Raw genomic sequence first — 23,811 nt, forward strand, 5'->3', positions numbered from 1 at the left:
CGGGCGCGCCGCCCGCCGGATCAGGCCCTGCGGCGCGCAGCCTCCAGCGCTTCGGGGTTCACGACCTCGGTGAGCCGCCCTTCGGCGAACGCGTTGATGTTGTCGAAGGCGATGCCGAAATAGCGCTCGTAGTTGTCCTTCTCGACATAGCCGATGTGCGGCGTGCACAGCACGTTGGGCAATGCGAGGAGCGGATGGTCCTGGGCCATGACCGGCTCCTGCTCGTACACGTCGACCGCGGCGAACCCCGGATGGCCCGCGCGCAGCGCCTGCTCGAGCGCGCCCTCGGCCACCAGCTCGGCGCGGCTGGTGTTGACCAGCAGCGCCGAGCGCTTCATGCGGGCCAGGTCGTCGGCCGTGACCAGTCCGTGCGTGTCCGCCGTGAGCCGCACATGCAGGCTGATCACGTCGCTCTCGGCAAAGAAGGCTTGGCGCGACGGCGCCACCTCGAACCCCTCGGCACGTGCCGCGGCGGTCGATGCCTCGCGTCCCCAGACCCAGACCTTCATGCCGAACACGCGGCCGTAGGCGGCCACCTGCCGGCCGATGCGGCCGTAGCTCCAGACACCGAGGCGCTGTCCGCCCAGTTGCTGGCCGAGGTGTCCCTGCCAGAGCCCCTGGCGCATGCGGTTGGCTTCGTCGACCAGGTGCCGGCGGCTTGCGAGCGCGAGCGCCCAGCTCAGCTCCGCGGTGGCGGACCCCGCCCCGCTGCCCTCGGCCACGAGCACGCCGCGCGCGGTGCACGCCGCCAGGTCGACGTGACCTGCCAGCTTGCCGGTCTGGCTGATCAGCCGGAGCCTGGGCAGGCGGTCGAGCAGCGCCGCGTCGATGCGCGTGCGCTCGCGCGTCAGCACGATGGCCTCGGCATCGGCGAAGCGCTCGGCCAGCGCGCCGATGCCCTTGACCGTGTCGTTGAAGATGCGCGTCTCGTGGGCATCGAGCTTCGCGAAGCAGTCGAGGCCGCGAACGCAGTCCTGGTAGTCGTCGGGGATGGCGATGCGCATGCGCAGGTGTTCCTTTTCTCTCATTGCAGCGTGATGTGAAGTTCTTCGACCGTGCGCTTCCACATCGCCAGGTCGTTGCGCACGAGCGTCGTGAACTGCTCGGGCGGCATGCCGCCGGGGGCGATGCCCTGGGCCTTGAAGAGATCGCGCACTTCCTTGGTGTCGAGGGCGCGCTTGACCTCGGTGTAGAGGCGCTGCGTCACGGCCGCCGGCGTGCCGGCCTTGAGCAACAGGCCGTACCAGCCGTGCACCTCGAAGCCCGGATAGCCCTGCTCGGCCACGGTTCGCACGGCAGGCAGCCCCTCGAAGCGCGTGGCCGTCGCGACCGCGAGCGCACGCAGCTTGCCGGCCTGGATGAACGGCAAGGCGCTGCTCATGTCGAGAAACATGAACTGGATCTGCCCGCCCAGGAGGTCCTGCACCGCGGGGCCGGCGCCGCGATAGGGCACGTGCGTCGCGCGCATCCCGGCACGCCGTGCGAACAGCGCCGCGCCCAGGTGCGCCGAGGTGCCGTTGCCGGACGAGCCGTACGACAGGCCCTCCGGCCTGGCTTTCGCACTCGCCACCAGTGCCTGCAGATCAGGCGCGGGGAAATCGGTTCGCACCACCACGGCATGGGGCACGAAACCCACCACGGTCAACGGCGAGAAATCGCGCAGGGTGTCGAAGGGATAGCCGGGCATCAGCGCCGGATTGGTCACCGCCAGGATCGACGGAAAGACCAGCGTGTAGCCATCGGCCGGCTGGTGCTTCACCTCGCTCATGCCGATGACGCCGCCACCACCGGGCTTGTTGTCGATGATCACGGGCTGGCCCAGGTGGGTCGACATGATCTTGCCGATCGCGCGCGCCATGAGGTCGGTGGGGCCGCCGGGCGAGAACGGCACGACGATGCGGATCTGCTTCGAAGGAAAGGTGTTGTTGTCGGCCCAGGCGCGCGGGGCCAACGCCGTGAGCGCGAGCGCGCCTCCCATGGCGTTGAAGTGGCGCCGGGAAGGGGCGAAGGTTGGGGGCACGCGGGTCTCCTTGGCTTGTGGATGCATCGCTGCATGCGATGAGCATCTTTGGCTTTTCAATGCACCAGCTTAGGCCGGAGGCGACCCGGCCGCATCCCGTTGATTCCACTCCTTGGAATTGAAAGACCTGCTTTCAATCCGGTTCGAGCGCGATGCACCACAACGTCAATTAGTACGTTAGACTTCACTTCGGTAGCCCCTTGTTTTCTCCCTCCTCCCCTTCTCAGGGCTACCCTTGCCCGCCTCGTGCGGGCTTTTTCTTGCCCGGTCGGTGCTGTCTCTCGCGTGGCGACTGACCTGTCCTACAGTTCGCGACATCAGGCACCCGACAGAAAAATTCGCTGGTCGCCCCGACCATGGCGATTCCATTTCCACAGGCCAGGTATGAGCTTCAAAGACATCAGGGATCGGTTCGGCGCATCGTTCCAGCGGGGTGATCGCGTCATTTGCGAGGGCCGGTTCGGCACCGTGGCCAGCGCAAACTATTCGCACATCCGGGTGCGGTTCGATGGCAGGTCGATTTCGGCGCCCTGCGACCCGCGGGATTTGCAGCTTGTGGGCTCCGCGAGTTCAACCCGATCGCCTGCGCCGCAGTTTTCGGCGCAAGAGAATGCATTTATTTCTCAATAGATCGGAAAGCAACGGGTAATTTCTTCCACCGGCTTTCGCCAGAGCCTCGTCGCCGGCGGAGTGATGTTTTACATGCGCAGGCCGAGCGTGTCATCGAGGGACGAACTCTGCCACCGAGAGAGAACTCGTCAACGCCGAACACCACTGCGACACGGAGCGGATCCGAGCTTGAGATCCAGGGTGAGCTTGCGTGCCGTAGGTCATTGGATTCATCTCTCCTTGCCTTGTGTCAAGCTCGATTCTTCCATCGCGGCTGCTCTTCTGGCGCCGCCGCACCAGGCAATCCGAATGCCTAGCTACCTCACATGAATTTCAAACGCATCCATGCGGAGTAAGGAATCCACTTGAACCTCGATTTCATCAATCCGACCGTTCTGGGCTGGCTTGTTGGCTTGTGCGTGCTTGGGCTGATCCGCTATTGGCTGAATCGGCGCAAGTAGCCGGCCTCAGGCCTCACTGCTCTGGTCGCTTGCGTGAACTCACAACCGAAAGCTTCCGTCAAAGACGTAGCCCGGTTGGGCGCTCCGACTCAATACAGCCACTTCCGCACAAGAGACTCGCCGAAACGGTGCGTCAGCAGCGCTTCCCCGCTCGCATCGTCATCGTGAATTTCCGCAAGGCAGCGAATCATCAGCGCGTCGAGATAGTCGGAGACGGAAGCGAAGAACCGCGTCAACGGCTCGCCATCGTCGTGGTCGAAGTAGTAGACCTCGCCACTCTGCCGGTGAAAGCAGAACATGTTGCCGTTGCCGAGGTAGTCGCCGAAGGCAACCATCTCGTCGGCCAGCGCGAGAAGGACATCGCCGTCGGGCAGATCTTCGGCAATGTCGACGATGCCGGGGTAGGCCTTGCGCAATGCCTGAATCGGCGTGTCGCCGATCTCGACGCTGCACAGGGTCTCTGCCAGAGACAGTGCGCCGAACTGGCGGTGGTATTCGCCCAGCGGTGCGGGCAAGCGGCAGCCCAGACGTGCTTCCAGCGCATCCAGATCGGCGTCGCTCGAGGGCGCGATCGATGCCTGGCTCACATGGCCTTGCCACAGGGCGGCGTATGCACCGATCACGTCGGCGTACCAGCGGCCGCGCGCCGTCGGATTGGACAGTTCCGGCCACATCAGCGGCGGACAGCCGTCGGGCGGCCACGGAGCGGACGATTCGGTTGACTCAATCATCATCGTGAAGCTTGAATTGTTCGCTCGGCATCCATGCGTGGCGAGACATGGGATTCATCGTTCTGCGTGCCGCCTCAACGATAGGCGTCGCACAGGGCCAGGTACTCGTCCCCCGAAATCTCCAGACCTGTGGCACGGCGCAGCACCCGCGCCCGCGGCTTGGGCAGGTCGGTCTTGATCTGGATCTGCCTGCCGATGGGGATGCCCATGTAGTTCTGGTTGACCCAGGTGTTCTCGACGATGTTGTCCCACGGCAGCAGCATGCCTTTCTCGAAGGTCAGGCCCTGGTGGCCGACGATGAACGCGGGCTGGTCGATGTTGCGCAGCGTGTTGAGGCACTTGAACGTGAGCCATGCCGTGAGCAACCCGAAGCAGGCAGCGATGAGGATGCCGATGTTCTTGTCCTGCGCGCGGATGCACAGCACCGCCAGCACCACCGTCACCACGGCCCAGAGCGCGGTGCCGGCGATCAGGCGCGTGCGGGAATAGAACACGGGGCGGTCCTGGCGGGTCTTTTCTTGCTGGGCGGCGGAGCTGTAGATTTCCATGGGTCTGGTGCGCTGTGCGCGTATTGGAGTGAAAGAAAAGAGGAGGGAGGGAAAGAAAAAACTCAGTGCGCCGGCAGCCGCTGCATCAGGCAGGCCATCAGCACGGGCTCGTTGTCGATCTTCGAACGGTCGATCTTTCGGGACTTGCCGTGCGCGACGATGACCAGGTGTTCGTCCACCTCCATGTCCTCTTCGTCGGACTGCGTGCGGATGGTGTCGATGCTCGACCACGCAATCAGCTGGCCCTTGTGCACCAGGCCTTCAGCCTGCAGGCCGAGCGCGCCGAACTTCACCGTCTCGCCGGCATGCAGGCGGCGCTCGACATCGTGCGCCAACGTGGCGCCGACGGCCTCTTCCACTTCGGCGAGCAAGGCGTCCGGTGCGTCCCACAGGTTCAGGCGCAGGCGCAGCGACCTTCCGTCGCGGGTGTCGAGCAGCACATGGTTGCGGTTATGGCGATGGCGAAAGCGCGTGACGTCCGCGAAGGCGAGTGTGCGGTCGCCAAGCCGAAGGCCATGCCCGCCCACGGACAACTGCGCCGGCATGCGCAGCCATGCGAAGAAGTCGCTGCCCTGCCAGCAGATCAGATAGATCGCGGCGGGAACGGCCAGGAAGAGCACGACGATCGCGCCCCTGTGGTGAATGAAGTCCGGCGTGATGAGGTACGGAAGGATGTAGACCTTGGCCGGCACCAGCATCATGGCGCAGAAGACATAGAGGGCCGCAATGCCGGCGAGCACGCAATAGAAGGAATGGCGGGGAAAGACTTTGGCGTGGCTCATAGGGATGTCGCACCCGGCGCAAGGACGACGGGCAGTGCGAGCAATGGAAAAAACTGCCCCGCGCACCATAGCAGCGCAATGCGCGTTTCAAGACGCTCGGCGCAGCTGTAGGTGTCTCATTCTGAGAGTAAAAAATGGACGCCGTACGAAAGGTTTAACTTTTCCGCGGCGATGCCCACGAGCTCTAAGCGCGGTTTGGGGTTGAAGTCCTGACGGGAGCGCTTCATGGGACGAACAGCTGCGCACCGACGATGCCCGGCTTGCTCACGCCCGTGCGCTGCTCAGGATCTTTTCCGCTCCAGACGGATGGCACCCTTGCGCTCCAGACGCCGCATGATCGCGACAAGCGATGAATATGGAATGTCTATTCCCTGGCGCACGAGCGCGGTCGCCACGGCCGTGGGACTGCGAATTTCCTGAGGCAGTGCGGAAACAGCACTCAGGACCGTCAACTCACGTTTGCGCAGCGTGGGTCGCAGATGAACAAACTGATTCTCCGGCCCTGGGCCTCTGCGAGAGAGGACGGGGCCCTCCGCACGGGCGCCCGTCCGATTGTTCAAGATAGTCATGTCCGGCCCAATGTGCATGGCCTACCTGAACGCTTTATGAACGACCTGGATACGAAGCAACTTGCGCCCGCAACCAAGACGATTTTTCATTTCACTCGCGAGGCTTGGGCCGCATTGAAGGTTGCGAGTCTGCGCACGACTTCCTTTGTGCCGCTGGTATTGCTTGCAACCCTTGCAGTGCAGAGGATGCGGATTGCAAGAGCCAGGCCCTCCGACATTGCCAATGAAAAAAGATCGCTCTTAAGCAAAAACAAATCTGCCATGGGGATCATGCAAATCCGTGCAGCGGTCGGCCGCCGCCTTGCAGATTCATCACGGAGATAGCCCATGCCAAGTTCCGACGACGATCCGGGGAGCATCCCTGCCGCGCAGCCACCGTCCTCCGGCAAGCCGCCGGGCGAGCGCTCGTTCGACGTCGTCAATGTCTGCATCGTTGCCGTCATGTTGGCCGTTGCGCTGGGGGCCACGGCGATCGAATGCGGTTTCTACAAAGCCTTCGACGACAACCTGCTCGCCCTCGACCGATCGGCCTTGCCATCGGTGCTGGCGCTGCTTGGCCTGAAAGATGCCCGATGAAGGGCCCCTGGCGACACCACATCGAACGCCATCGCACGGCCACGGTGGGGGCACGGTCCGGCGCAGCCGCCTGATGCGCGCCGTCCGCATAATGGCAGCGGCCTGCGGCCTCCCCTGCCCTCGAATCTGGAACTGACCGTCTCATGCGCCAAGGAGAACGGCGTGCGGATCAAGACGGCAACGGCCAATTCGGACCTTGTGGCGGAGTCGATCATCTCGGCAGCCAAGAAACACAAGAGCGACCTGATCGTGATGGCCTCGCATGGCCGCAAGGGCATCAAGCGGCTGCTGCTGGGGAGCGAGACCCAGCATGTTCTGACGCATTCGGCCCTGCCGGTGCTGGTTCTGCGGTAAAAACGGCCGCACGCTCCGGCCCCGCCGGAGCATTGCCCTTGCAGCAACGCTGCGCGCTTCGACGGCGGATCTGCCGCGGATCGAGCTGTCGCTCGCGCGGCGAAAATGGGCCCGCCTCTCAAGGAACAGCCCCCATGCGAAGACTGCGCTTCCTGACCAGCCGACACCGGGCGGCCTCGACGAACATGGTGCTCGGCCTGCTCTTGGCCTTCAATGCCGGCGCGGTGAATGCGGGCGGCTTCCTGCTGCTCCATATGTACACCTCGCACATGACGGGCTTCGCATCTCAGTTGGCGGACGGGCTGGTGCTGGGCAACTCGAAGCTGCTGCTCAACGCGCTCGGCGCCGTGCTGGCATTTCTCTCTGGTGCATCCGTGTGCGCTGTGCTGGTGAACTGGGCTCGCCAGCATCACCTGCACAGCGTCTTTGCGCTGCCGTTGCTGCTCGAAGCCGCGCTCATGTTTCCCTTTGGCCTGATGGGGGCCGTGACGCTCACTTGGGCCACACCCTTCGCCGTGCCGCTCACAGTGCTACTGCTGTCCTTCATCATGGGTTTGCAGAACGCGGTCGCCTCCAAGACTTCCGGGGGCAGCATACGGACCACGCACATGACGGGGAACATCACGGACCTGGGAATGGAGATCGGCAAGCTGCTCTACTGGAACCGGAAGCGGGCGCCAGGCTCTGCGGTCCGCCATGACCACACGCGCATGCGAAGGGCCGCCGGATTGATCGGCATGTTCGTGCTTGGTGGCGTCATGGGCGCGCTCGGGTTCAAGTACGCAGGGTTCGTGTGCGTTGTGCCGCTTGCAGCGCTGCTGCTGGCGCTGTCGGTCCCCCCATTGCTCCGCGATCTTCGGCGTTCTGGTCTGCTGCCGCCGCGGTTCACGAAGAGCCAGCAACACGGTTGATCGGAGGCAGCCTCGCTGCCTCATGCCTGCGCTGGCAGGGCACACCGGATCCCGAAAGGCGCTGCGCCGAGCGGCTCTCGCAGGCCTTGCACGCCTGAAAGGGACATCGCCCCCTTGCTTGCGAGAAATCAAGCCGCGCCACCTCGCGCTGCCTATGCTGGTGCCGAGATTCCTGCAGTTGCTGCACATGACATCGCCACCGGGCGATCGCTTCCGGACCCACACATTCGCTCGCGACGCGGCACCCTCGCGCTGGAAGCGCCCGCCCTGGCACTCCAGGCCGAAAAGGCGCAAGTCGACATCGCACAGATGGACTACCGGGGCGCCGAAGTGCGCATGACCACGCTGGTCGCGCGCTTCGTGGGCCGGACACTGGAGACCGTGCTCGATCGACTGAGCGTGCTCACCCGCTCGAGCTTTCGCCTCACCGAGGAGGTCGAGCAGGTGCGGGCGGGCCAGATCGATATGCAGGCCTCCGAGAGCATGCGCTTGCATGCGAAGAACACCTTCGTCACCAGCAAGGTGCTGGTGAAGGTGGACGCCGAACAGATTCACATGGGTTGATCGAGAACAGGAGCTTTGCCATGTTTGCCAATGCACAGACGATGGGCGTGGGCCTCGCCTTTCCCGACGTCTGCAAGACGCCGCCCGCACTTCCCATCCCCTACCCCAACTTCGCGCTCGGGCCGACGGCGCTTCCCAACGCCTGGAACATCCTCTACAGCGGCACGCCGGTCCACAACATGGCCACCACCACGCCAATTACCAACGGCGACAACGCGGGCGTGCTGATGGGAGTGGTGTTGCAAACGGTGATGGGCCCCTCGCCATATCACCGGCGCCTTCACCGTGCTGCTGAAGGGCACGCCCTGCACCCGCATGACCAGCCTTGCCGTGCAAAACCGCTGCAACATCGTCGGTATGCGAATGGTGCCGAGTCAGTTCAAGGTGCTGGTGTTGGCACCCTGAGGCATCGACTCCGGCCCAGGTCTGAGCCAAAAGGTCGCGACGCATTTCCAATGCGCTGAAGACCTGGCTCGCAGCAGTATTGCCAAAGGCACTCTCGATGGCGGTGGCACACCGGCGGGCCTTGATCGTTGTACACCTCATCTGTCGAGGTCCGAGATCTCATTCCGGTTCAATTGCGATGGCGTCAGCCCAGCCACTTGGGCGAAAGGCCAAGAGCCCATCGGCTTCCAGACGCTGACTGGGATGTTCAGCCGAATCTTGTATCGCTCGGTCGCCCACCGGCCCCTTGCCAACGGCAATCGGGGTCGCGGAAACAGCTGAACCAGTCGCGTTTGTCAGGAATCCACGGGTTTGTCAAAACCAAAGAAAAACGGGTCAGAGCTTGTGGCTCTAACCCGTTGATCTGACTAACGTTTTTGGTCGGTGTGAAAGGATTCGAACCTTCGACCCCTTGCACCCCATGCAAGTGCGCTACCAGGCTGCGCCACACACCGAAGCCTGCGATTATAGCCGGCTGAAATCAGCGTCCGACGGTCAGAAGCTCACGAATTTCAAAAAGCTCACGGCGAAGGTGCAACAACTGCGACAGATCAACGGTGCGCGGCGCGGTCTGGTCGGGGCTGTCCTGCACCACGGCAGCGTCGAATTCTTCTTGGTCGATCTCAATCGCTTCCATGCCTTCGAGCGGCACTTCCCCGGCCTTGCGGCGATCGCGCTCGCCTTGCACGAGTTCTTGCAGCTTGTTGCGTGCACCGCTGATCGTGAAGCCCTGGTCATAGAGCAGGTCGCGGATGCGGCGAATCATGAGCACCTCGTGGTGCTGGTAGTAGCGGCGGTTGCCGCGGCGCTTCATGGGCCGCAGCTGCGTGAACTCTTGTTCCCAGTAGCGCAGCACATGCGGCTTGACGCCGCAGAGTTCACCGACTTCACCGATGGTGAAGTAGCGTTTGACAGGAATCGGCGGGAGCGCTTTCTCCATTATTTCCATTGAAATCAAGACGGTGCGCGGGAAACCTGAGAGATTACTCTACGCAACCGCCGAGCACCAAGCACTATTCGGAGCCCAGGCTCCACTCGACTTCGGATGCACCGCCCTGCTCGATACTTCCGTGGATCTGCTCCTTCAGCTTGGCGCTCGCATGGAACGTGGCAACGCGGCGTTCGCCGATCGGAATGGCCTCGCCGGTGCGCGGATTGCGGCCGGGCCGCGGCGCCTTCACGCGGATCTGGAAGTTGCCGAAGCCGGAGATCTTCACGTCCGTGCCTTCGATCAGGCTGTTGGCCACGAGCTCGAAGAACGCCTCGACCATGTCTTTGGACTCGCGCTTGTTGAGGCCGATCTGCTCGAACAGCAGGTCGGCCAGGTGCGCCTTGGTGAGCGCCGGCGTTTCGAGGGCCTCGAGCGTGAATTCGGCAGCGTTCATCTTCATCCTCTCAAGCGGCCGCCGACCTTGGCGCCCAGTTGTTCGACGATGGCACGGACCGCGGGCTCGACCTGCTCGTCCGTGAGGGTGGCGCTGTCGCTCTGGAAACTCAGGCGCACCGCCATGCTCTTCTCCCCTTGTGCCAGAGCGCCGGGTGCTGCGACCGCTCCGTCCCGCAGCGGCTGCGGACGGTAGATGTCGAACAGCGTCGCATCGCGCAGCAGCCCCTGCGCAGCCGTGGTGGCGCGGATCGCTTGCATCAGGGCGTCGTGCGTAACGGCCTCGGCGACCACGACCGCGATGTCGCGCTCGACAGCCTGGTGCTTGGGCACCGGCTGCGCCACCGGCACGGGGCGCGCGGTGACGGCATCGAGGTCGAGTTCGAACAGCACGGGTGCCTGTGCGAAGTCCCACTTCTGGCGCCAGCGCGGATGCAGCTCTCCGACGAAACCGATGGCCTTGCCGTCAACCGAAACGCGGGCCGAACGGCCGGGGTGCAGCGCGGGATGCTCGGCCGGCTCGAAGCTCGGCACCAGCGGCGCGAGCAGCGCCTCGACATCGCCCTTGACGTCGTAGAAATCGATGCGCTGCGGCTTGCCGTCCCAGCGCGCTTCATCGGCATCGCCCCAGGCGAGACCCGCCACGCGCATCGGCTGGTTCACACCGCGCACGGTGCTGTCGGTGGTGACGACGCTGTCGTCGCGCATGAACACGCGGCCCAGTTCAAAAACGCGCACGCGCGGTGCCTTGCGATCAAGGTTGAACTTCAGCACCTGCAGCAGCGAGCCCATCAGCGACGAGCGCATCACACTCATCTGGCTGGCAATGGGGTTCAGCAGCTTGACGGGGTTGGCGTTGCCGGCAAGGTCTTGCTCCCAATGCGCTTCGACAAAGCTGAAGTTGATGGTTTCCTGGTAACCGAGCGCGGCGATGCTGCGACGCACGGCGAAGCGGCTGCGCTGCGCTTCAGGCCGCACACGGGCGGTGATCGGTGCAAGCGGTGCGATGGTCGGCAGGTTGTTGAAGCCGATCAAGCGCGCGACTTCTTCGATCAGGTCTTCTTCGATCAGCAGGTCGAAGCGATGCGGCGGCGGGGTCACGGTCAACGTGCCCTCGCCTTCGGTGATTGCGAAACCGAGGCGATTCAGCGCATCAGCACATTGCGCCTGCGTGAGCGGCATGCCGATCACGCGCGCGGCGCGCGCCACACGCAGCGTGACGGGCACGGCCGCAGGCACGTGCAGCGTCTGGTCGTCCATCTTGCCGGCTTCGCCGCCGCAGATATCGATGATCAATTGCGTGATGCGCTCGATGATCTCGACGCTGCGGCTCGGATCCACGCCGCGCTCGTAGCGGTGACCCGCATCGGTGGAGAAGTTGAAGCGGCGCGAACGCCCCTGCACGGCTTCGGGCCACCAGAACGCGGCCTCGACATAGATATTGCGGGTGTCGTCCGAGACCGAGGTCGCGTCGCCGCCCATGATGCCGGCCAGCGATTCGACCTCGCGGTCGTCGGCGATCACGCCGACCTTGTCGTCTACGGTGATCGTGGTGCCGTTCAGCAGCTTGAGCTGTTCGCCCGCCTTGCCCCAGCGCACCGTGAGGCCGCCGTGGATCTTGTCGAGGTCGAAGATGTGGCTGGGTTGACCGTACTCGAACATCACGTAGTTCGAGATGTCGACCAACGGCGTCACGCTGCGTTGGCCGCAGCGCGCGAGGCGCTCGACCATCCAGGCGGGCGTGGCGACCTTGGTGTTCACGCCACGCACGATGCGTCCGGAGAAGCGGCCGCAGAGTTCGGGCGCTTCGACCTTGACGGGCAGCACGTCGTTGAACGAGGTGCCCACGGGCGTGATCGTCGGCGTCTTGAGCGGCGTACCGGTGAGCGCCGCGAGTTCGCGCGCGACACCGTAAACGCTGAGGCCGTGCGCAAGGTTGGGCGTGAGCTTAAGGGTCAGCAGCGCGTCGTCGAGCTTGAGCACGTCGCGCACGTCGGCACCGATGGGCGCATCGGCGTCGAGCTCGAGGAGGCCGCCGTGGTCTTCGCTCAGCTTCAGTTCGCGTGCCGAGCACAGCATGCCCTGGCTCTCGACGCCGCGGAGCTTGCCCAGCTTGATGAGAAACGGCTTGCCGTCTTCACCGGGCGGCAGCTCTGCGCCCACGAGCGCGCAAGGCACCTTGATGCCAACACGCGCATTGGGCGCGCCGCACACGATGTTGAGCAACTCGCCCTGCCCCGCATCGACCTGGCACACGCGAAGGCGATCCGCATTCGGGTGTTGAACCGCTTCCTTGATTTCGCCGACGACGATGCGCGTGAAAGGCGGCGCCACCGGTCGGCGCTCTTCGACCTCGAAACCGCCCATGGTGAGCGTTTCGGCCAATGTGGCGCTGTCGAGGGGCGGGTTGCAGAACTCGCGCAGCCAGGATTCCGGGAATTGCATCTCTTCGATCTCGATCTGGTTTTTCTGGGGATAAGGGCTTATTGGAACTGCGAGAGAAAACGCAGGTCGCCGTCGAAGAAGAGGCGCAGGTCGTTCACGCCGTAGCGCAGCATCGTGAGCCGATCAGGGCCCATGCCGAAGGCGAAGCCGATGTAGCGCTCGGGATCGAGCCCCATGTTGCGCACGACATTCGGATGCACCTGGCCCGAGCCCGACACCTCGAGCCAGCGGCCGGCCAGCGGGCCGCTCGCGAACTGGATGTCGATCTCGGCGCTCGGCTCGGTGAACGGAAAGAAGCTCGGGCGGAAACGCAGCACGAGGTCGTCGCGTTCGAAGAAGGTGCGGCAGAAGTCGGTGAAGACGACCTTCAGGTCCTTGAAGCTCACGTTCTCGCCGAGCCACAGGCCTTCGCACTGATGGAACATCGGCGAGTGGGTGGCGTCGCTGTCGACGCGGTAGGTTCGGCCGGGGGCGATCACGCGGATCTCGGGCGCCTTCACGGTGCCGGTGGTGTCAGCTGCAGCAGCGGCGAATTCGGCCGCGTACTTCTTGATGTGCTGGTGTGCGTAGCGCACCTGCATCGGGCTGGTGTGCGGACGCAGGTTGTAGGGGATGCCGTCGTCGCCGTTCAGGTCGACATAGAAGGTGTCCTGCATCGAGCGCGCAGGATGGTTCGGCGGATTGTTGAGCGAGGTGAAGCTGTGCCAGTCGCTCTCGATCTCGGGGCCGTCGGCCACGTCGAAACCCATGCTCGAGAAGATCTCCTCGATGCGCTCGAGGGTACGGCTCACGGGGTGCAATCCGCCGGGGATGCGGCGGCGGCCGGGCAGGCTCACGTCGAGCGCTTCAGCGCGCAGCTGCTGGGAGAGTTCTTCGTCGGCCAATTGCTGGCGCCGATCGGTCAGCGCGGCCTCGATGGCCTGCTTGCCCACGTTGATCGCGGCGCCGCGGGACTTCTTCTCTTCGACACTCAGCGCGGCCATGCCCTTCATCAGCTCGGTGACGCGGCCCGACTTGCCGAGAAACAGGGCCTTGGCGTTTTCGAGCTCGGCGGGCGTCTTCGCTTGGGCGAAGGCGGCGCGTGCGGTGTCGACCAGGGAGTCCAACTCGTTCATAGCAACAAAAATCTTCGGGGGAAATAAAAAAGAGCTGGAGCCTTTTCAAGCGCCAGCCCTTGAGCCGTGGGCGCAGGAGGCTGCCCGGGGGCAGCACACCTGCTGTGCAGAATCAAGCAGCCAGCTTGGCCTTGACCTGCTCCACGATGCCGGCAAATGCGGCCTTGTCGTGCACGGCGATGTCCGCAAGCATCTTGCGGTCGATCTCGATACCGGCCTTGCGGATGCCATTGGCGAACTGGCTGTAGGTCAGGCCCAGTTCACGCGAGGCGGCGTTGATACGCGCGATCCACAGCTGACGGAACACGCGCTTCTTGGTACGGCGGTCACGGTAGGCGTATTGGCCTGCCTTCATCACCGCCTGTTTGGCGACGCGGAAGACATTGCCGCGGCGACCGCGGAAACCCTTGGCGAGTGCGAGAACTTTCTTGTGGCGGGCGCGAGCCGTTACACCACGTTTGACGCGAGGCATGTGTGTACTCCTTGTTCGTCTGAGTTAAATGCCACGGCCGGGCAGCATGGCGGCGACAGAAACCATGTTGGTCTCATGCACTGCGACTGCACCACGGAGGTGACGCTTGTTCTTGGTGGTCTTCTTCGTCAAGATGTGACGCTTGAAGGCTTGACCGCGCTTGACGGTGCCACCGGGACGAACGCGGAAACGTTTTTTCGCGCTGCTCTTGGTCTTCATTTTGGGCATGTGAATGCTCCTTTAGTTTGTGCTCGTGAGGCGCCATGGATGCTCCATGAACTTGTTGGCCCCGAGACACTTCTTTATCTCGCCCCTGCCGCCCTTCTTGCGAAGCGCCGGCAAAGGCGAAATCTCTTCAAACCCCTAGCGACTGAAACCCTCGGCTTGCGCCTCAGGCCGTTGCGGGCGACGCTGCCGGTGCGGCTTCTGCCGCCGGCTTCGGCGCCCCGCCACCCGGCTTCTTGCGGCCCGGCGCGATCATCATGATCATCTGCCGGCCCTCGAGCTTCGGGAATTGCTCGACGATGATCAGGTCGCCCAGCTCATCGCGAATACGCTGCAAGAGCGCCAGGCCGAGTTCCTGGTGCGTAATCTCGCGGCCGCGAAAGCGCAGCGTGATCTTGCATTTGTCGCCCTCATCAAGAAAGCGCTTGATGTTGCGCATCTTGATGTTGTAGTCACCATCGTCGGTACCGGGCCGGAACTTGATTTCCTTGACCTCGATGACCTTCTGCTTTGACTTCGCCTCGGCCGCCTTCTTCTGCTCGTGGTACTTGAACTTGCCGTACTCGATCAGGCGACAAACCGGCGGATTGGCCGCCGCGACGACCTCCACCAGATCCACATCGGCCTCGCCAGCGAGGCGCAACGCCTCCGAGAGGCTCATAACACCCAATGGCTCGTTTTCCGGGCCTACAAGGCGGACTTCCGGGGCCATGATTTCCCGGTTCAGGCGGTGTTGGCGTTCCTCGCGGTGGCGGCGGTCGCGAAATGCAGTAGCGATGGTCAGAATCCTTCAAAATTTGCTACAAAATCTGTAGCGAACGCCGGTCAGTCCTCGCGGACAAGCGGCACGATTTGGCTGGGAAACATATGGGGTGTTTCAGAGACAAATCAACGCTTGTCGGCAACATCCTGGACGAGCCGTTGCACGAACGATTCGAGGGACATTGCTCCGAGGTCTTGATTGCCCCGGGCGCGCACTGCGACGGCACCTGCTTCCTTTTCCTTGTCGCCCACGACGAGGATGTAAGGGAGCTTTTGCAACGAATGCTTCCGTATTTTATACGTAATCTTCTCGTTGTGCAGATCCAGCTGGACCCTAAGCCCTTGATTTTGCAGCGTTTTCGCAACTTGCGCAGCGTAATCGGCTTGTCCTTCGCTGATATTGAGCACCGCGACCTGCACCGGAGCAAGCCACGCGGGCAATGCTCCGGCATGGTGTTCGATCAGCATGCCGATGAAGCGCTCCAGGCTGCCCACGATGGCACGGTGCAGCATCACCGGGTGCGCACGGCCGCTCGATTCCGTCACGTATTCGCCGCCCAGGCGCTCGGCCGTGTTGAAGTCGACCTGCATCGTGCCGCATTGCCACTGGCGGCCGATGGCATCGCGCAGCGTGTATTCGATCTTCGGACCGTAGAAGGCGCCATCGCCCGGCGAAATGATGAAGTCGACGCCCGAGCGCCGCAGCGATTCCATCACCGCATGCTCCGCCTTGTCCCACAGCTCGTCGGAACCGACACGGTTCTCCGGTCGCGTCGCAACCTTGTAGAGGATGTCCGTGAAGCCGAAGTCGGCATAGACCTTCTGCAATTGCTCCGTGTAGGCGATGCACTCATCGAGGATTTGGTCTTCTGTACAGAAAATGTGCCCGTCGTCCTGCGTGAAGCCGCGCACGCGCATGATGCCGTGCAGCGCGCCACTGGGTTCATTTCGGTGGCACTGACCGAACTCGCCGTAGCGCAGCGGCAGGTCGCGATAGCTGCGCAGGTCCGACTTGAAGATCAGCACGTGGCCCGGGCAGTTCATCGGCTTCAGCGCGTACTCGCGCTTTTCCGACTCCGTCGTGAACATGTTGTCGCGGTAGTTCTGCCAGTGGCCCGTTTTCTCCCATAGGCTCTTGTCGAGGATTTGCGGGCCCTTCACCTCCCAGTAGCCCGTGTCGCGGTAGATGCCGCGCATGTATTGCTCGACTGCCTGCCAGACCGCCCACCCTTTGGGATGCCAGAACACCACGCCCGGCGCCACTTCGTCGATGTGGAACAGGTCGAGCTCCTTGCCGAGCCTGCGGTGATCGCGCTTTTCGGCTTCCTCGATGCGCTGGATGTACTGGTCGAGCTGCTTCTTGTCGGCCCAGGCCGTGCCGTAGATGCGTTGCAGTTGCTCGTTCTTGGCATCGCCGCGCCAGTAGGCGCCGGCCAGCTTCGTGAGCTTGAAGACCTTCAGGAAACGCGTGTTCGGCACGTGCGGGCCACGGCACATATCGACGTATTCCTGGTGGTAGTAGAGGCCCATGGCTTGCTCGTCGGGCATGTCCTCGACGAGGCGCAGCTTGTAGTCTTCACCACGCGACTTGAAGACCTCGATCACCTCGGCGCGCGGCGTCATCTTCTTGACGACGTCGTAGTCCTGCGCGATCAGCTCGCGCATGCGCGCCTCGATCGCGGCCATGTCCTCGGGCGTGAAGGGGCGCTCGTAGGAAATGTCGTAATAGAAGCCTTCCTCAATCACCGGGCCGATCACCATCTTGGCCGTCGGGTAGAGCTGCTTGACCGCATGGCCGACCAGGTGGGCCGTCGAGTGACGAATGATCTCCAGGCCCTCGTCGTCCCTGGGCGTGATGATCTGGAGCTTGGCGTCGTGGTCGATGACGTCACTGGCATCGACGAGCCGGCCGTCGACCTTGCCGGCCACCGTCATCTTGGCCAGGCCGGGGCCGATGGATTGAGCGACTTCGGCCACCGAAACCGGGCCTGGGAACTCGCGGCGCGAGTTGTCGGGGAGCGTGATCTGGATCATGTGAAACCTCGGGAGAAAAACAAAAAAAGCGCGGTGGATGCCGCGCTTTGCTTGGTTGGAAGCTGGAAGAAACCAGCGAGCGCGGGCTACCGGCTCTTTCCTTCGACCGCGTCGAAGAAGAAAAAGCCGCTCGATCCTTGCGGAGTAGTTCGCGGTGTCATAACCAAGGTGCCTTTCTCGCTCTTGTTGAGTGCAGAGGCGGCGATTCTAACTTCTGCCCGCTCGACCCGTGAGCCCGCGTTCTTTCGCCCCTGCGCCTCACCGGGCCGCCCGCAAAAAAGCCCGGCACATGGCCGGGCTTGAAAGTGACAGCGAAAGATCTGTGTCGGCAGATCAGTGGAACTGCTCTTCCTCGGTCGAGCCGGTCAGCGCGGTGACGCTGGACTTGCCGCCCTGGATCACGGTGGTCACTTCGTCGAAGTAACCCGTGCCCACTTCCTGCTGGTGCGACACGAAGGTGTAGCCACGGTCGCGCGCCGCGAATTCGGGCTCCTGCACCTTTTCGACATAGGCCGACATGCCGCGCGCCACGTAGTCTTGCGCCAAGTCGAACATGTTGAACCACATGGAATGGATGCCGGCCAGCGTGATGAACTGGTACTTGTAGCCCATGGCGCCCAGTTCCTTCTGAAACTTGGCAATGGTGGCGTCGTCGAGATTCTTTTTCCAGTTGAACGATGGCGAGCAGTTGTAGGCCAGCATCTTGCCCGGGTGCACCTTGTGCACGGCTTCGGCGAACTTGCGGGCGAACTCGAGATCGGGCGTGCCGGTTTCGCACCACACCAGGTCGGCGTAGTAGGCGTAGGCGACGGCACGGCTGATGGCCTGGTCCATGCCCTTCTTGGTCTTGTAGAAGCCTTCGGCGGTACGCTCGCCGGTCAGGAAGGGCTTGTCGTTCTCATCGTAGTCGCTGGTGATGAGGTCAGCGGCTTCCGCATCGGTGCGAGCAATCACGAGCGTCGGGGTGCCGCAGACGTCGGCAGCCATGCGGGCCGCGATGAGCTTTTGCACCGCCTCGGTGGTGGGCACGAGCACCTTGCCGCCCATGTGGCCGCACTTCTTGACCGAGGCGAGCTGGTCTTCGAAATGCACGCCGCCAGCGCCGGCCTTGATCATGGCCTTCATCAGTTCGAAACCGTTCAGCACGCCGCCGAAACCGGCTTCGGCATCGGCCACGATGGGTGCGAAGTAGTCGACATAGCCCTTGTCGCCAGGGTTCACGTTCTTCGACCACTGAATCTCGTCGGCGCGGCGGAAAGTGTTGTTGATGCGCTCGACCACCGTCGGCACCGAGTCCACCGGGTACAGCGACTGGTCTGGGTACATCGAGGCGTAGCTGTTGTTGTCGGCGGCGACTTGCCAGCCCGACAGGTAGATAGCCTTCACGCCGGCCTTGACCTGCTGCATCGCCTGGCCGCCGGTGAGCGCGCCGAGGCAGTTGACGTAGGGCTCGTTGTTCACCAGGTCCCAAAGCTTCTCCGCACCACGGCGAGCCAGCGTGTGCTCGATGGGGAAGGAGCCACGAAGGCGCACGACGTCGGCGGCACTGTAGCCGCGCTTGATGCCCTTCCAACGCGGATTGGTGGCCCAGTCTTTTTCGAGGGCGGCAATCTGTTGTTCGCGGCTCAGTTGTTCGGTGAGGGTCTGGGGCATGGTCACTCCGTGAGGTTGATTGAGGGTTGGGCGCTTGGCCTTGGGATCAACTGTAATCGGATCACGGACTCTTATGTCTTATAGAAGACATATTTTTCGATCAACAAAATCAACGACTTACAGAGATATCCCTCAATACGAAATTATTTTTCTCATATCGAGAAAAAATATTGCGCCGCAGCAGTCTTGTCTTCCGCAATACGAAATCAATCTTTCGGTGGTGAAAACGCCCGCGATTTCTGCGCTGCATGTGCAATCCAATCGCCGCCGCCGATCACCGCACGCCCCTCGATCCGCGAAGGCTGGATCTCATAAACCAAGCAATCGAGCCACTGCGCGCCAACCGCCACGCGCACCCTGCGCTTGATGTATTCGCCTGAATCGTCCTCGGCCACTTCTTCCAGCAAATCGAGCGCCGCCTCGACTGCGGGGTCCACGCGATAGATCTCTCCCTTTACCCGCCCGGCGCCGCCGAGAACGATGCCCGGATAAGCGCCGAGGTCGTACAGCGTCCCGGCAATGCGAGCCTCGCCGACGAACACGGGCGAAGGCCGATAGCGCGCGATGTCGTTGCGTCCATCCCGGCGCAACGTGCCGTAGACAAAAACGTGGGGCATCATCGATCCGCTCTCCGCAACAACAAAGCTTCAGTCTATTGAACTCCGCTGTCCCCGCATCCGGCCGTCTCGTGGCCTACGGCTGCCTCGCCCTGAGCATGTCGCTCGTTGGCGCCTACGTCGCCCTCTCCAAACCCCTCGTTGCTGCCTTCCCGGTGTTGCTCCTTGCATGGCTGCGTTTCGGCATCGCCGCGCTGGCGATGCCCCACTGGCTCAAGCGTGGTGCGGACGAACCGCCGATGACAGCGCGCACCCGTGGGCTCGTTTTCCTCGAATCATTTCTCGGCAACTTCCTGTTCTCGATCTGCATGCTCTTCGGCGTGAGCATGACGAGCGCGGTGTCGGCGGGCGTGATCATGGCGTCGATCCCCGCGATCGTTGCCTTGGCGAGCTGGCTCTTTCTGCGCGAGCGCATCACGGTGCGCATCGGCCTGGCCATCGCGTGCGCTGCATTCGGCATCGGCCTGCTGGCGCTCAGCCCTGCGCATGCTTCGGCTTCGCCCGACCCTGCCAATTCATCGATGCCGTGGCTCGGCAACCTGCTGGTGTTCTGCGCGGTGCTCTGCGAGGCCGCGTATGTGGTGATCGGCAAGTCGCTCACCGGGCGGGTCGGACCCAAGCGCATCGCGTCGCTCATCAACCTCTGGGGCTTCGTGCTCTCGACGCCCCTGGGCATCTGGTTCGCGCTGTCGTTCGATTTTGGCGCAGTGCGTGGCGGCATCTGGGTCTTGCTCGTGGCCTACGCGCTCGCCGCGAGTATCTGGACGGTGTGGCTCTGGATGACGGGCCTGCGCCATGTTCCCGCTGCGCAGGCCGGTGTTTTTGCGGTGCTGCTGCCCGTCAGCGCAGCCCTCGTGGGCGTCCTCGTGCTCGGCGAAAACCTCTCCGGGCCGCAGCTGATTGCATTCGCGCTTGCACTCGCAGGCGTGGTGCTCGCGACCTGGCCTGGGCGCCGAACGTGAAAAACGAGGCTTCTCTCCTCTGAAAAAACAACAACTCCCAATGAAAAAACCGTTTTTTCCCTTGGAAACGCGTTTTTTCTCCTTTAGCATCCGCATTGCCACTGGAGACGCAAGTTTTTCATTGGTGAATGTTCAACCAAAAAAGGAAATCAACCATGGCAACTGCAAAGAAGGCTCCGGCCAAGAAAGCTCCGGCAAAGAAGGCCGCTCCCGCAAAGAAGGCTGCGGCTCCTGCAAAGAAGGCTGCACCGGCGAAGAAGGCCGCTCCCGCAAAGAAGGCTGCTCCTGCGAAGAAGGCTGCACCGGCGAAGAAGGCTCCTGCAAAGAAGGCCGCTCCCGCCAAGAAGCGCACCCCCAACGCTGCGTTCATGAAGGCCCTGACCCCCAGCCCGGCACTCGCCGCTGTGGTCGGTTCGACGCCTCTGCCGCGCACCGCTGTCGTGAGCAAGCTGTGGGACTACATCAAGAAGAACAACCTTCAAGACAAGGCCAACAAGCGCAACATCAACGCCGACGCCAAGCTGAAGGAAATCTTCGGCAAGGCCCAAGTGTCGATGTTCGAACTGGCCGCGCTGATTGGCAAGCACGTCAAGTAAGCGCTCGGGGGCCTCGCGCTCCTGAATCAAAAAGCCGGCTCACGCCGGCTTTTTTTTCGCCTGCGGCAAGGCCATTCCCTCCTCGAAGAAACGCGCCGGCGTGCAGCCGAAGTTCCTGCGAAAGGTTTCGATGAACGCACTCACCGAGCTGTAGCCCACCGTCAACGCCACAGCCGTGACGGACTCGCCAAGGCTCAGCAATTCGATGGCCTTCAGCAAGCGCGACTGCTGCCGCCACTGTGCGAAGCTCAATCCGGTCTCGACAATAAAGCGGCGCGTGAGCGTCCTGCGCGCCATGCCGATGCGATCGGCCCACTGGTCGATGGTGTCGGGCATCGCGGGATCGTTCGCCAACGCGGTGGCCATCACCGCGAGGCGCTTGTCCTGCGGCATCGGCAGATGGAGCGATGGTCTCGCGCTCGCGACAAGCTCGTCGAGCAGCACAGCGACAAGCCGCACACGACGTTCCTCGAAGACCGTCGACGATGCACCGAGCGACGTCAGCCGGTCGACCAGCAACTGCATCAGCGGCGTCGCCGCGAACACATGCGGGCCGTCGGGCAAGCCGGCCGACATCGACGGGTCAATGTGTAGATGCCAGCCAGCGGTGGCGCCGAAGCTCTGCGCCGCATGCGCGCAGCGCGGCGCGATCCAACCGATCCAACCCGGCGGCTGCACCCAGCGCCCTGAAGGTGTCTCGATGACTTGCAGTCCCTCGCGCAAAGCGAACAACTGCCCCGTCTCGTGCGCGTGATAGCCCGTGACGCGCGGCGCCTCGTAGGCGTTGATCCAGAGCCTGACCGGCGCCTCAGCCGCCATGCCTGGCCCGCCGGAGGTATCGATTGGCCCCGCGCCGCAAGCCGCGAAGCGCCCTGCTGCCTAGCATCGAGTCCATCTTCACAACGCCTTCAAAGGAACGCTCATGCAAGCCCAGGATGTATTGCCCGACGGCCAGGATTTCGTCATCAGAAACGGACTTCAACTGCGCAAGGGATCGGTCGGCGCCTTCCTCGTCAACGCCCAGTTGCTGCAGGACCCGAACGCCAGCGCGGACGCGAAGCAGGCCGCCGAACGCGACCTGATCGCGCTGCTCCCTGCCCTCGAGGCACTGGGCCTCTTCGACGTGTTCGAGTTGCGCTCGCCCGCGCTGCGCGACGAGGTGGCCCGTCATCGCGCGGCGCTCATCAGCTCCGCGCCGGCTGCTGCGCCGCACGCCTGATCGACGCCAGCGTCCCGCGCGTGGTGATCACCTCGGGGTCCAGCGGGATTTCGATCAGCGTGCCGGTCTCGGCCGCCAGCGCGCGCAGCAACGCGGCTTCGAACTGCCCGGTTTCGGTCACCCGCTCGGCTGCATAGCCATAGGCGCGGGCAAGACCGCAGAAATCGGGGTTGCGCAGCGCGGTCCCGCTGGTGCGCTCGGGATACTCGCGCTCCTGGTGCATGCGGATCGTGCCGAACATCCCGTTGTTGAGCAGCACGACGATGCTCTTGCCGCCATGCTGCGCGGCCGTCGCCAGCTCCTGCCCCGTCATCAGGAAATCGCCGTCGCCCGCGATCGTGAAGGCCACGCGCCCCGTCGCCAGGTTCGCGGCAATGCCGGCCGGCACGCCGTAGCCCATCGCCCCGCTGGTCGGTGCCAGCTGCGTCTTGTGGCCCTTGGCGAGCCCGTGATAGCGGAAGTAGCGATGCACCCAGCTCGCGAAGTTGCCAGCGCCATTGGTGATGGCCGCATCCGGCGGCAGGTGCTTCTGCAGCAGCGCGACGACCGCGGCCATGTCGACCGGGCCGCGCGGCGTTTCGGCCGGCATGCCGGCCAGGGCCTGCGGCACGAGGTTGGCTTCGTAATCCGCATGCGCCTGTTCGGTCCATTCTTCCCACGGCAAGGTCGGTGGGGCGCTCAGCACCTCGAGGCTGCGCGCCGCGGCGTTCATGCCGGCGTTGATCGCCAGGTCCGCCTGGTAGACGCGGTTGAGCTCTTCCGCGCTCGCATGGATATGCACCAGCGTCTGCTGTGCCTTCGGCGCTTCGAGCAGCGTATAGCCGCCGGTCGTCATCTCCCCCAGCCGCGGACCGATCGCGAGGATCAGGTCCGCATCCTTCACGCGCTGCGCGAGCTTGGGGTTGATGGCGATGCCGACATCGCCCGCATACAGCGGATGGTGATTGTCAAAAGTGTCCTGATAGCGGAAGGCGTTGGCCACCGGCAAGCGCCAGTTCTCGGCAAAGCGCTGCAGCGCCTGCGCGGCCTGCGTCGTCCAGCCGCCGCCGCCAGCGATCACCAGCGGCCGCTCGGACTTCAGCAGCAGTTGGCGCAAGGTCCGCAGCGCACCCGGGTCGCTCCAAGGCTGCACCGCCTCCACGCGTGGCAAAGGCCTTGACGCGGTTTCGGTACGCAGCATGTCCTCTGGCAGCACCAGCACCACCGGCCCCGGCCGCCCATTCATCGCCGTGGCGAAGGCGCGCGCCACATATTCCGGAATGCGGTTCGCATCGTCGATACGCTCCACGCGCTTGGCGAACCCCTTCGTGCTCGGCCCGAAGAAGCTGCCGTAGTCCACCTCCTGGAAGGCCTCGCGGTCGCGGAAGTCGCTGCCGACGTCACCCACGAACAGCACCATCGGCGTCGAATCCTGGAAGGCGTTGTGCACGCCGATCGATGCGTTGGTGGCACCCGGCCCGCGGGTGACGAAGCACACACCTGGCCGTCCTGTCAGCTTGCCGTGGGCCTCGGCCATGAAGGCTGCGCCGCCCTCCTGCCGGTTCACGATGAAACGTGCGCGGTCGCCATACGCATGAAAGCCGTCGAGCACCGCGAGAAAGCTTTCCCCCGGCACGCCGAATGCGATCTCCATGCCCTGCGCAATCAGGCACTCGACGATCAGGTGGCCTGCGGGTTGTGATGTACTCATGAGAAGTCGAACCTCAGCTGCAATGTCTCCGGCAATTATGTGCGTCTGCTCCTCATGCCTTGCGTTAA

General features: G+C 63.5%; 25 protein-coding genes, 1 tRNA gene and 2 pseudogenes. 10 read left to right on the plus strand and 18 right to left on the minus strand.

Annotation, left to right across the window (positions count from 1 at the left end):
- Positions 1-20 precede the first annotated feature (20 nt).
- Positions 21-1,004, minus strand: a complete 984-nt coding sequence (locus J2W23_RS08035) for a D-2-hydroxyacid dehydrogenase family protein (RefSeq protein ID WP_307648505.1) — start codon at positions 1,002-1,004, stop codon at positions 21-23.
- Positions 1,005-1,024: 20 nt separating this feature from the next.
- Positions 1,025-2,020: a Bug family tripartite tricarboxylate transporter substrate binding protein gene (locus J2W23_RS08040; RefSeq protein ID WP_307648333.1), complete on the minus strand. Its 996-nt coding sequence runs from the start codon at positions 2,018-2,020 to the stop codon at positions 1,025-1,027.
- Positions 2,021-2,404: 384 nt separating this feature from the next.
- On the opposite strand from J2W23_RS08040, the gene J2W23_RS08045 reads away from it, so the two are divergent.
- The gene (locus J2W23_RS08045; protein ID WP_307648334.1) at positions 2,405-2,650 is read left to right on the plus strand and encodes a hypothetical protein; all 246 of its coding nucleotides are present in this window, start codon (positions 2,405-2,407) and stop codon (positions 2,648-2,650) included.
- Between the two features lie 529 nt (positions 2,651-3,179).
- Here the strand turns inward: J2W23_RS08045 and J2W23_RS08050 are convergent.
- From J2W23_RS08050 to J2W23_RS08060, 3 genes are all read right to left on the minus strand, one after another.
- Positions 3,180-3,824: an SMI1/KNR4 family protein gene (locus tag J2W23_RS08050; RefSeq protein ID WP_307648335.1), complete on the minus strand. Its 645-nt coding sequence runs from the start codon at positions 3,822-3,824 to the stop codon at positions 3,180-3,182.
- Positions 3,825-3,895: 71 nt separating this feature from the next.
- A complete protein-coding gene (locus tag J2W23_RS08055; RefSeq protein WP_176656597.1) occupies positions 3,896-4,369 on the minus strand; it encodes a hypothetical protein in 474 nt (157 codons plus the stop codon).
- A gap of 62 nt (positions 4,370-4,431) precedes the next feature.
- Positions 4,432-5,151 carry a hypothetical protein gene (locus J2W23_RS08060; protein ID WP_307648336.1) on the minus strand — a complete coding sequence of 240 codons (720 nt, stop codon included), beginning with the start codon at positions 5,149-5,151 and terminating at the stop codon, positions 4,432-4,434.
- A gap of 605 nt (positions 5,152-5,756) precedes the next feature.
- Between J2W23_RS08060 and J2W23_RS08065 the strand changes: the two genes are divergently transcribed.
- From J2W23_RS08065 to J2W23_RS08090, 6 genes and pseudogenes are all read left to right on the plus strand, one after another.
- A complete protein-coding gene (locus tag J2W23_RS08065) occupies positions 5,757-6,044 on the plus strand; it encodes a hypothetical protein (protein WP_307648337.1) in 288 nt (95 codons plus the stop codon).
- Positions 6,045-6,047: 3 nt separating this feature from the next.
- The gene (locus J2W23_RS08070; RefSeq protein WP_307648338.1) at positions 6,048-6,296 is read left to right on the plus strand and encodes a hypothetical protein; all 249 of its coding nucleotides are present in this window, start codon (positions 6,048-6,050) and stop codon (positions 6,294-6,296) included.
- A 156-nt stretch (positions 6,297-6,452) separates the two neighbouring features.
- Positions 6,453-6,650: pseudogene (locus J2W23_RS08075) on the plus strand (universal stress protein); the annotation flags it as partial.
- Positions 6,651-6,784: 134 nt separating this feature from the next.
- Positions 6,785-7,561: a YoaK family protein gene (locus tag J2W23_RS08080; protein ID WP_176656525.1), complete on the plus strand. Its 777-nt coding sequence runs from the start codon at positions 6,785-6,787 to the stop codon at positions 7,559-7,561.
- A 114-nt stretch (positions 7,562-7,675) separates the two neighbouring features.
- Entirely contained in the window at positions 7,676-8,125 is a 450-nt protein-coding gene (locus J2W23_RS08085; RefSeq protein WP_307648339.1) for a DUF3540 domain-containing protein, read from the plus strand.
- Positions 8,126-8,145: 20 nt separating this feature from the next.
- A pseudogene (locus J2W23_RS08090) lies at positions 8,146-8,530 on the plus strand (DUF4150 domain-containing protein).
- A 417-nt stretch (positions 8,531-8,947) separates the two neighbouring features.
- On the opposite strand, the gene J2W23_RS08095 reads toward J2W23_RS08090, so the two are convergent.
- The 11 genes from J2W23_RS08095 to J2W23_RS08145 all read right to left on the minus strand — a co-directional run bounded on the left by J2W23_RS08095 (position 8,948) and on the right by J2W23_RS08145 (position 19,279).
- Positions 8,948-9,024, minus strand: a tRNA-Pro gene (locus tag J2W23_RS08095).
- A 26-nt stretch (positions 9,025-9,050) separates the two neighbouring features.
- Entirely contained in the window at positions 9,051-9,509 is a 459-nt protein-coding gene (locus J2W23_RS08100) for a MerR family transcriptional regulator (RefSeq protein ID WP_206179605.1), read from the minus strand.
- Positions 9,510-9,582: 73 nt separating this feature from the next.
- The gene (locus J2W23_RS08105; protein WP_307648340.1) at positions 9,583-9,954 is read right to left on the minus strand and encodes an integration host factor subunit alpha; all 372 of its coding nucleotides are present in this window, start codon (positions 9,952-9,954) and stop codon (positions 9,583-9,585) included.
- A gap of 2 nt (positions 9,955-9,956) precedes the next feature.
- Entirely contained in the window at positions 9,957-12,398 is a 2,442-nt protein-coding gene (gene pheT, locus J2W23_RS08110; protein ID WP_307648341.1) for a phenylalanine--tRNA ligase subunit beta, read from the minus strand.
- A 38-nt stretch (positions 12,399-12,436) separates the two neighbouring features.
- Positions 12,437-13,513, minus strand: coding sequence for a phenylalanine--tRNA ligase subunit alpha (pheS, locus tag J2W23_RS08115; RefSeq protein ID WP_176656520.1), 1,077 nt, complete (start codon positions 13,511-13,513; stop codon positions 12,437-12,439).
- Between the two features lie 112 nt (positions 13,514-13,625).
- Positions 13,626-13,985 (minus strand): 50S ribosomal protein L20, encoded by a 360-nt coding sequence (rplT, locus tag J2W23_RS08120; RefSeq protein ID WP_007832499.1) that lies wholly within the window; start codon positions 13,983-13,985, stop codon positions 13,626-13,628.
- Positions 13,986-14,009: 24 nt separating this feature from the next.
- Positions 14,010-14,213 carry a 50S ribosomal protein L35 gene (rpmI, locus tag J2W23_RS08125; protein ID WP_007832497.1) on the minus strand — a complete coding sequence of 68 codons (204 nt, stop codon included), beginning with the start codon at positions 14,211-14,213 and terminating at the stop codon, positions 14,010-14,012.
- Between the two features lie 163 nt (positions 14,214-14,376).
- Positions 14,377-14,997 (minus strand): translation initiation factor IF-3, encoded by a 621-nt coding sequence (infC, locus tag J2W23_RS08130; RefSeq protein WP_176657626.1) that lies wholly within the window; start codon positions 14,995-14,997, stop codon positions 14,377-14,379.
- Between the two features lie 101 nt (positions 14,998-15,098).
- Positions 15,099-17,006, minus strand: a complete 1,908-nt coding sequence (gene thrS / locus J2W23_RS08135; protein WP_307648342.1) for a threonine--tRNA ligase — start codon at positions 17,004-17,006, stop codon at positions 15,099-15,101.
- A gap of 333 nt (positions 17,007-17,339) precedes the next feature.
- Positions 17,340-18,659, minus strand: coding sequence for an isocitrate lyase (gene aceA / locus J2W23_RS08140; RefSeq protein ID WP_176656518.1), 1,320 nt, complete (start codon positions 18,657-18,659; stop codon positions 17,340-17,342).
- A gap of 206 nt (positions 18,660-18,865) precedes the next feature.
- Complete coding sequence (locus J2W23_RS08145; RefSeq protein ID WP_307648343.1) at positions 18,866-19,279, minus strand: gamma-glutamylcyclotransferase family protein; 414 nt, start codon at positions 19,277-19,279, stop codon at positions 18,866-18,868.
- Positions 19,280-19,314: 35 nt separating this feature from the next.
- Here J2W23_RS08145 and J2W23_RS08150 point away from each other — a divergent pair, with 35 nt between their 5' ends.
- Entirely contained in the window at positions 19,315-20,238 is a 924-nt protein-coding gene (locus tag J2W23_RS08150; RefSeq protein WP_307648344.1) for a DMT family transporter, read from the plus strand.
- Between the two features lie 155 nt (positions 20,239-20,393).
- Entirely contained in the window at positions 20,394-20,834 is a 441-nt protein-coding gene (locus J2W23_RS08155) for an SWIB/MDM2 domain-containing protein (protein WP_176656515.1), read from the plus strand.
- Between the two features lie 39 nt (positions 20,835-20,873).
- Here the strand turns inward: J2W23_RS08155 and J2W23_RS08160 are convergent, their stop codons facing one another.
- Positions 20,874-21,653: an AraC family transcriptional regulator gene (locus J2W23_RS08160; RefSeq protein WP_307648345.1), complete on the minus strand. Its 780-nt coding sequence runs from the start codon at positions 21,651-21,653 to the stop codon at positions 20,874-20,876.
- 103 nt (positions 21,654-21,756) lie between these two features.
- Here J2W23_RS08160 and J2W23_RS08165 point away from each other — a divergent pair, with 103 nt between their 5' ends.
- On the plus strand, positions 21,757-22,053 hold the full coding sequence (locus tag J2W23_RS08165) for a hypothetical protein (RefSeq protein WP_176656513.1): 297 nt from the start codon (positions 21,757-21,759) through the stop codon (positions 22,051-22,053).
- On the opposite strand, the gene J2W23_RS08170 is transcribed toward J2W23_RS08165, so the two are convergent.
- A complete protein-coding gene (locus J2W23_RS08170) occupies positions 22,019-23,743 on the minus strand; it encodes a thiamine pyrophosphate-binding protein (protein WP_307648346.1) in 1,725 nt (574 codons plus the stop codon). The two genes, J2W23_RS08165 and J2W23_RS08170, sit on opposite strands and share 35 nt — an antisense overlap.
- Between the last annotated feature and the right edge of the window lie 68 nt (positions 23,744-23,811).

The sequence above is a fragment of the Variovorax boronicumulans genome, from assembly GCF_030812215.1.
GTDB lineage: Bacteria > Pseudomonadota > Gammaproteobacteria > Burkholderiales > Burkholderiaceae_C > Variovorax > Variovorax boronicumulans_C.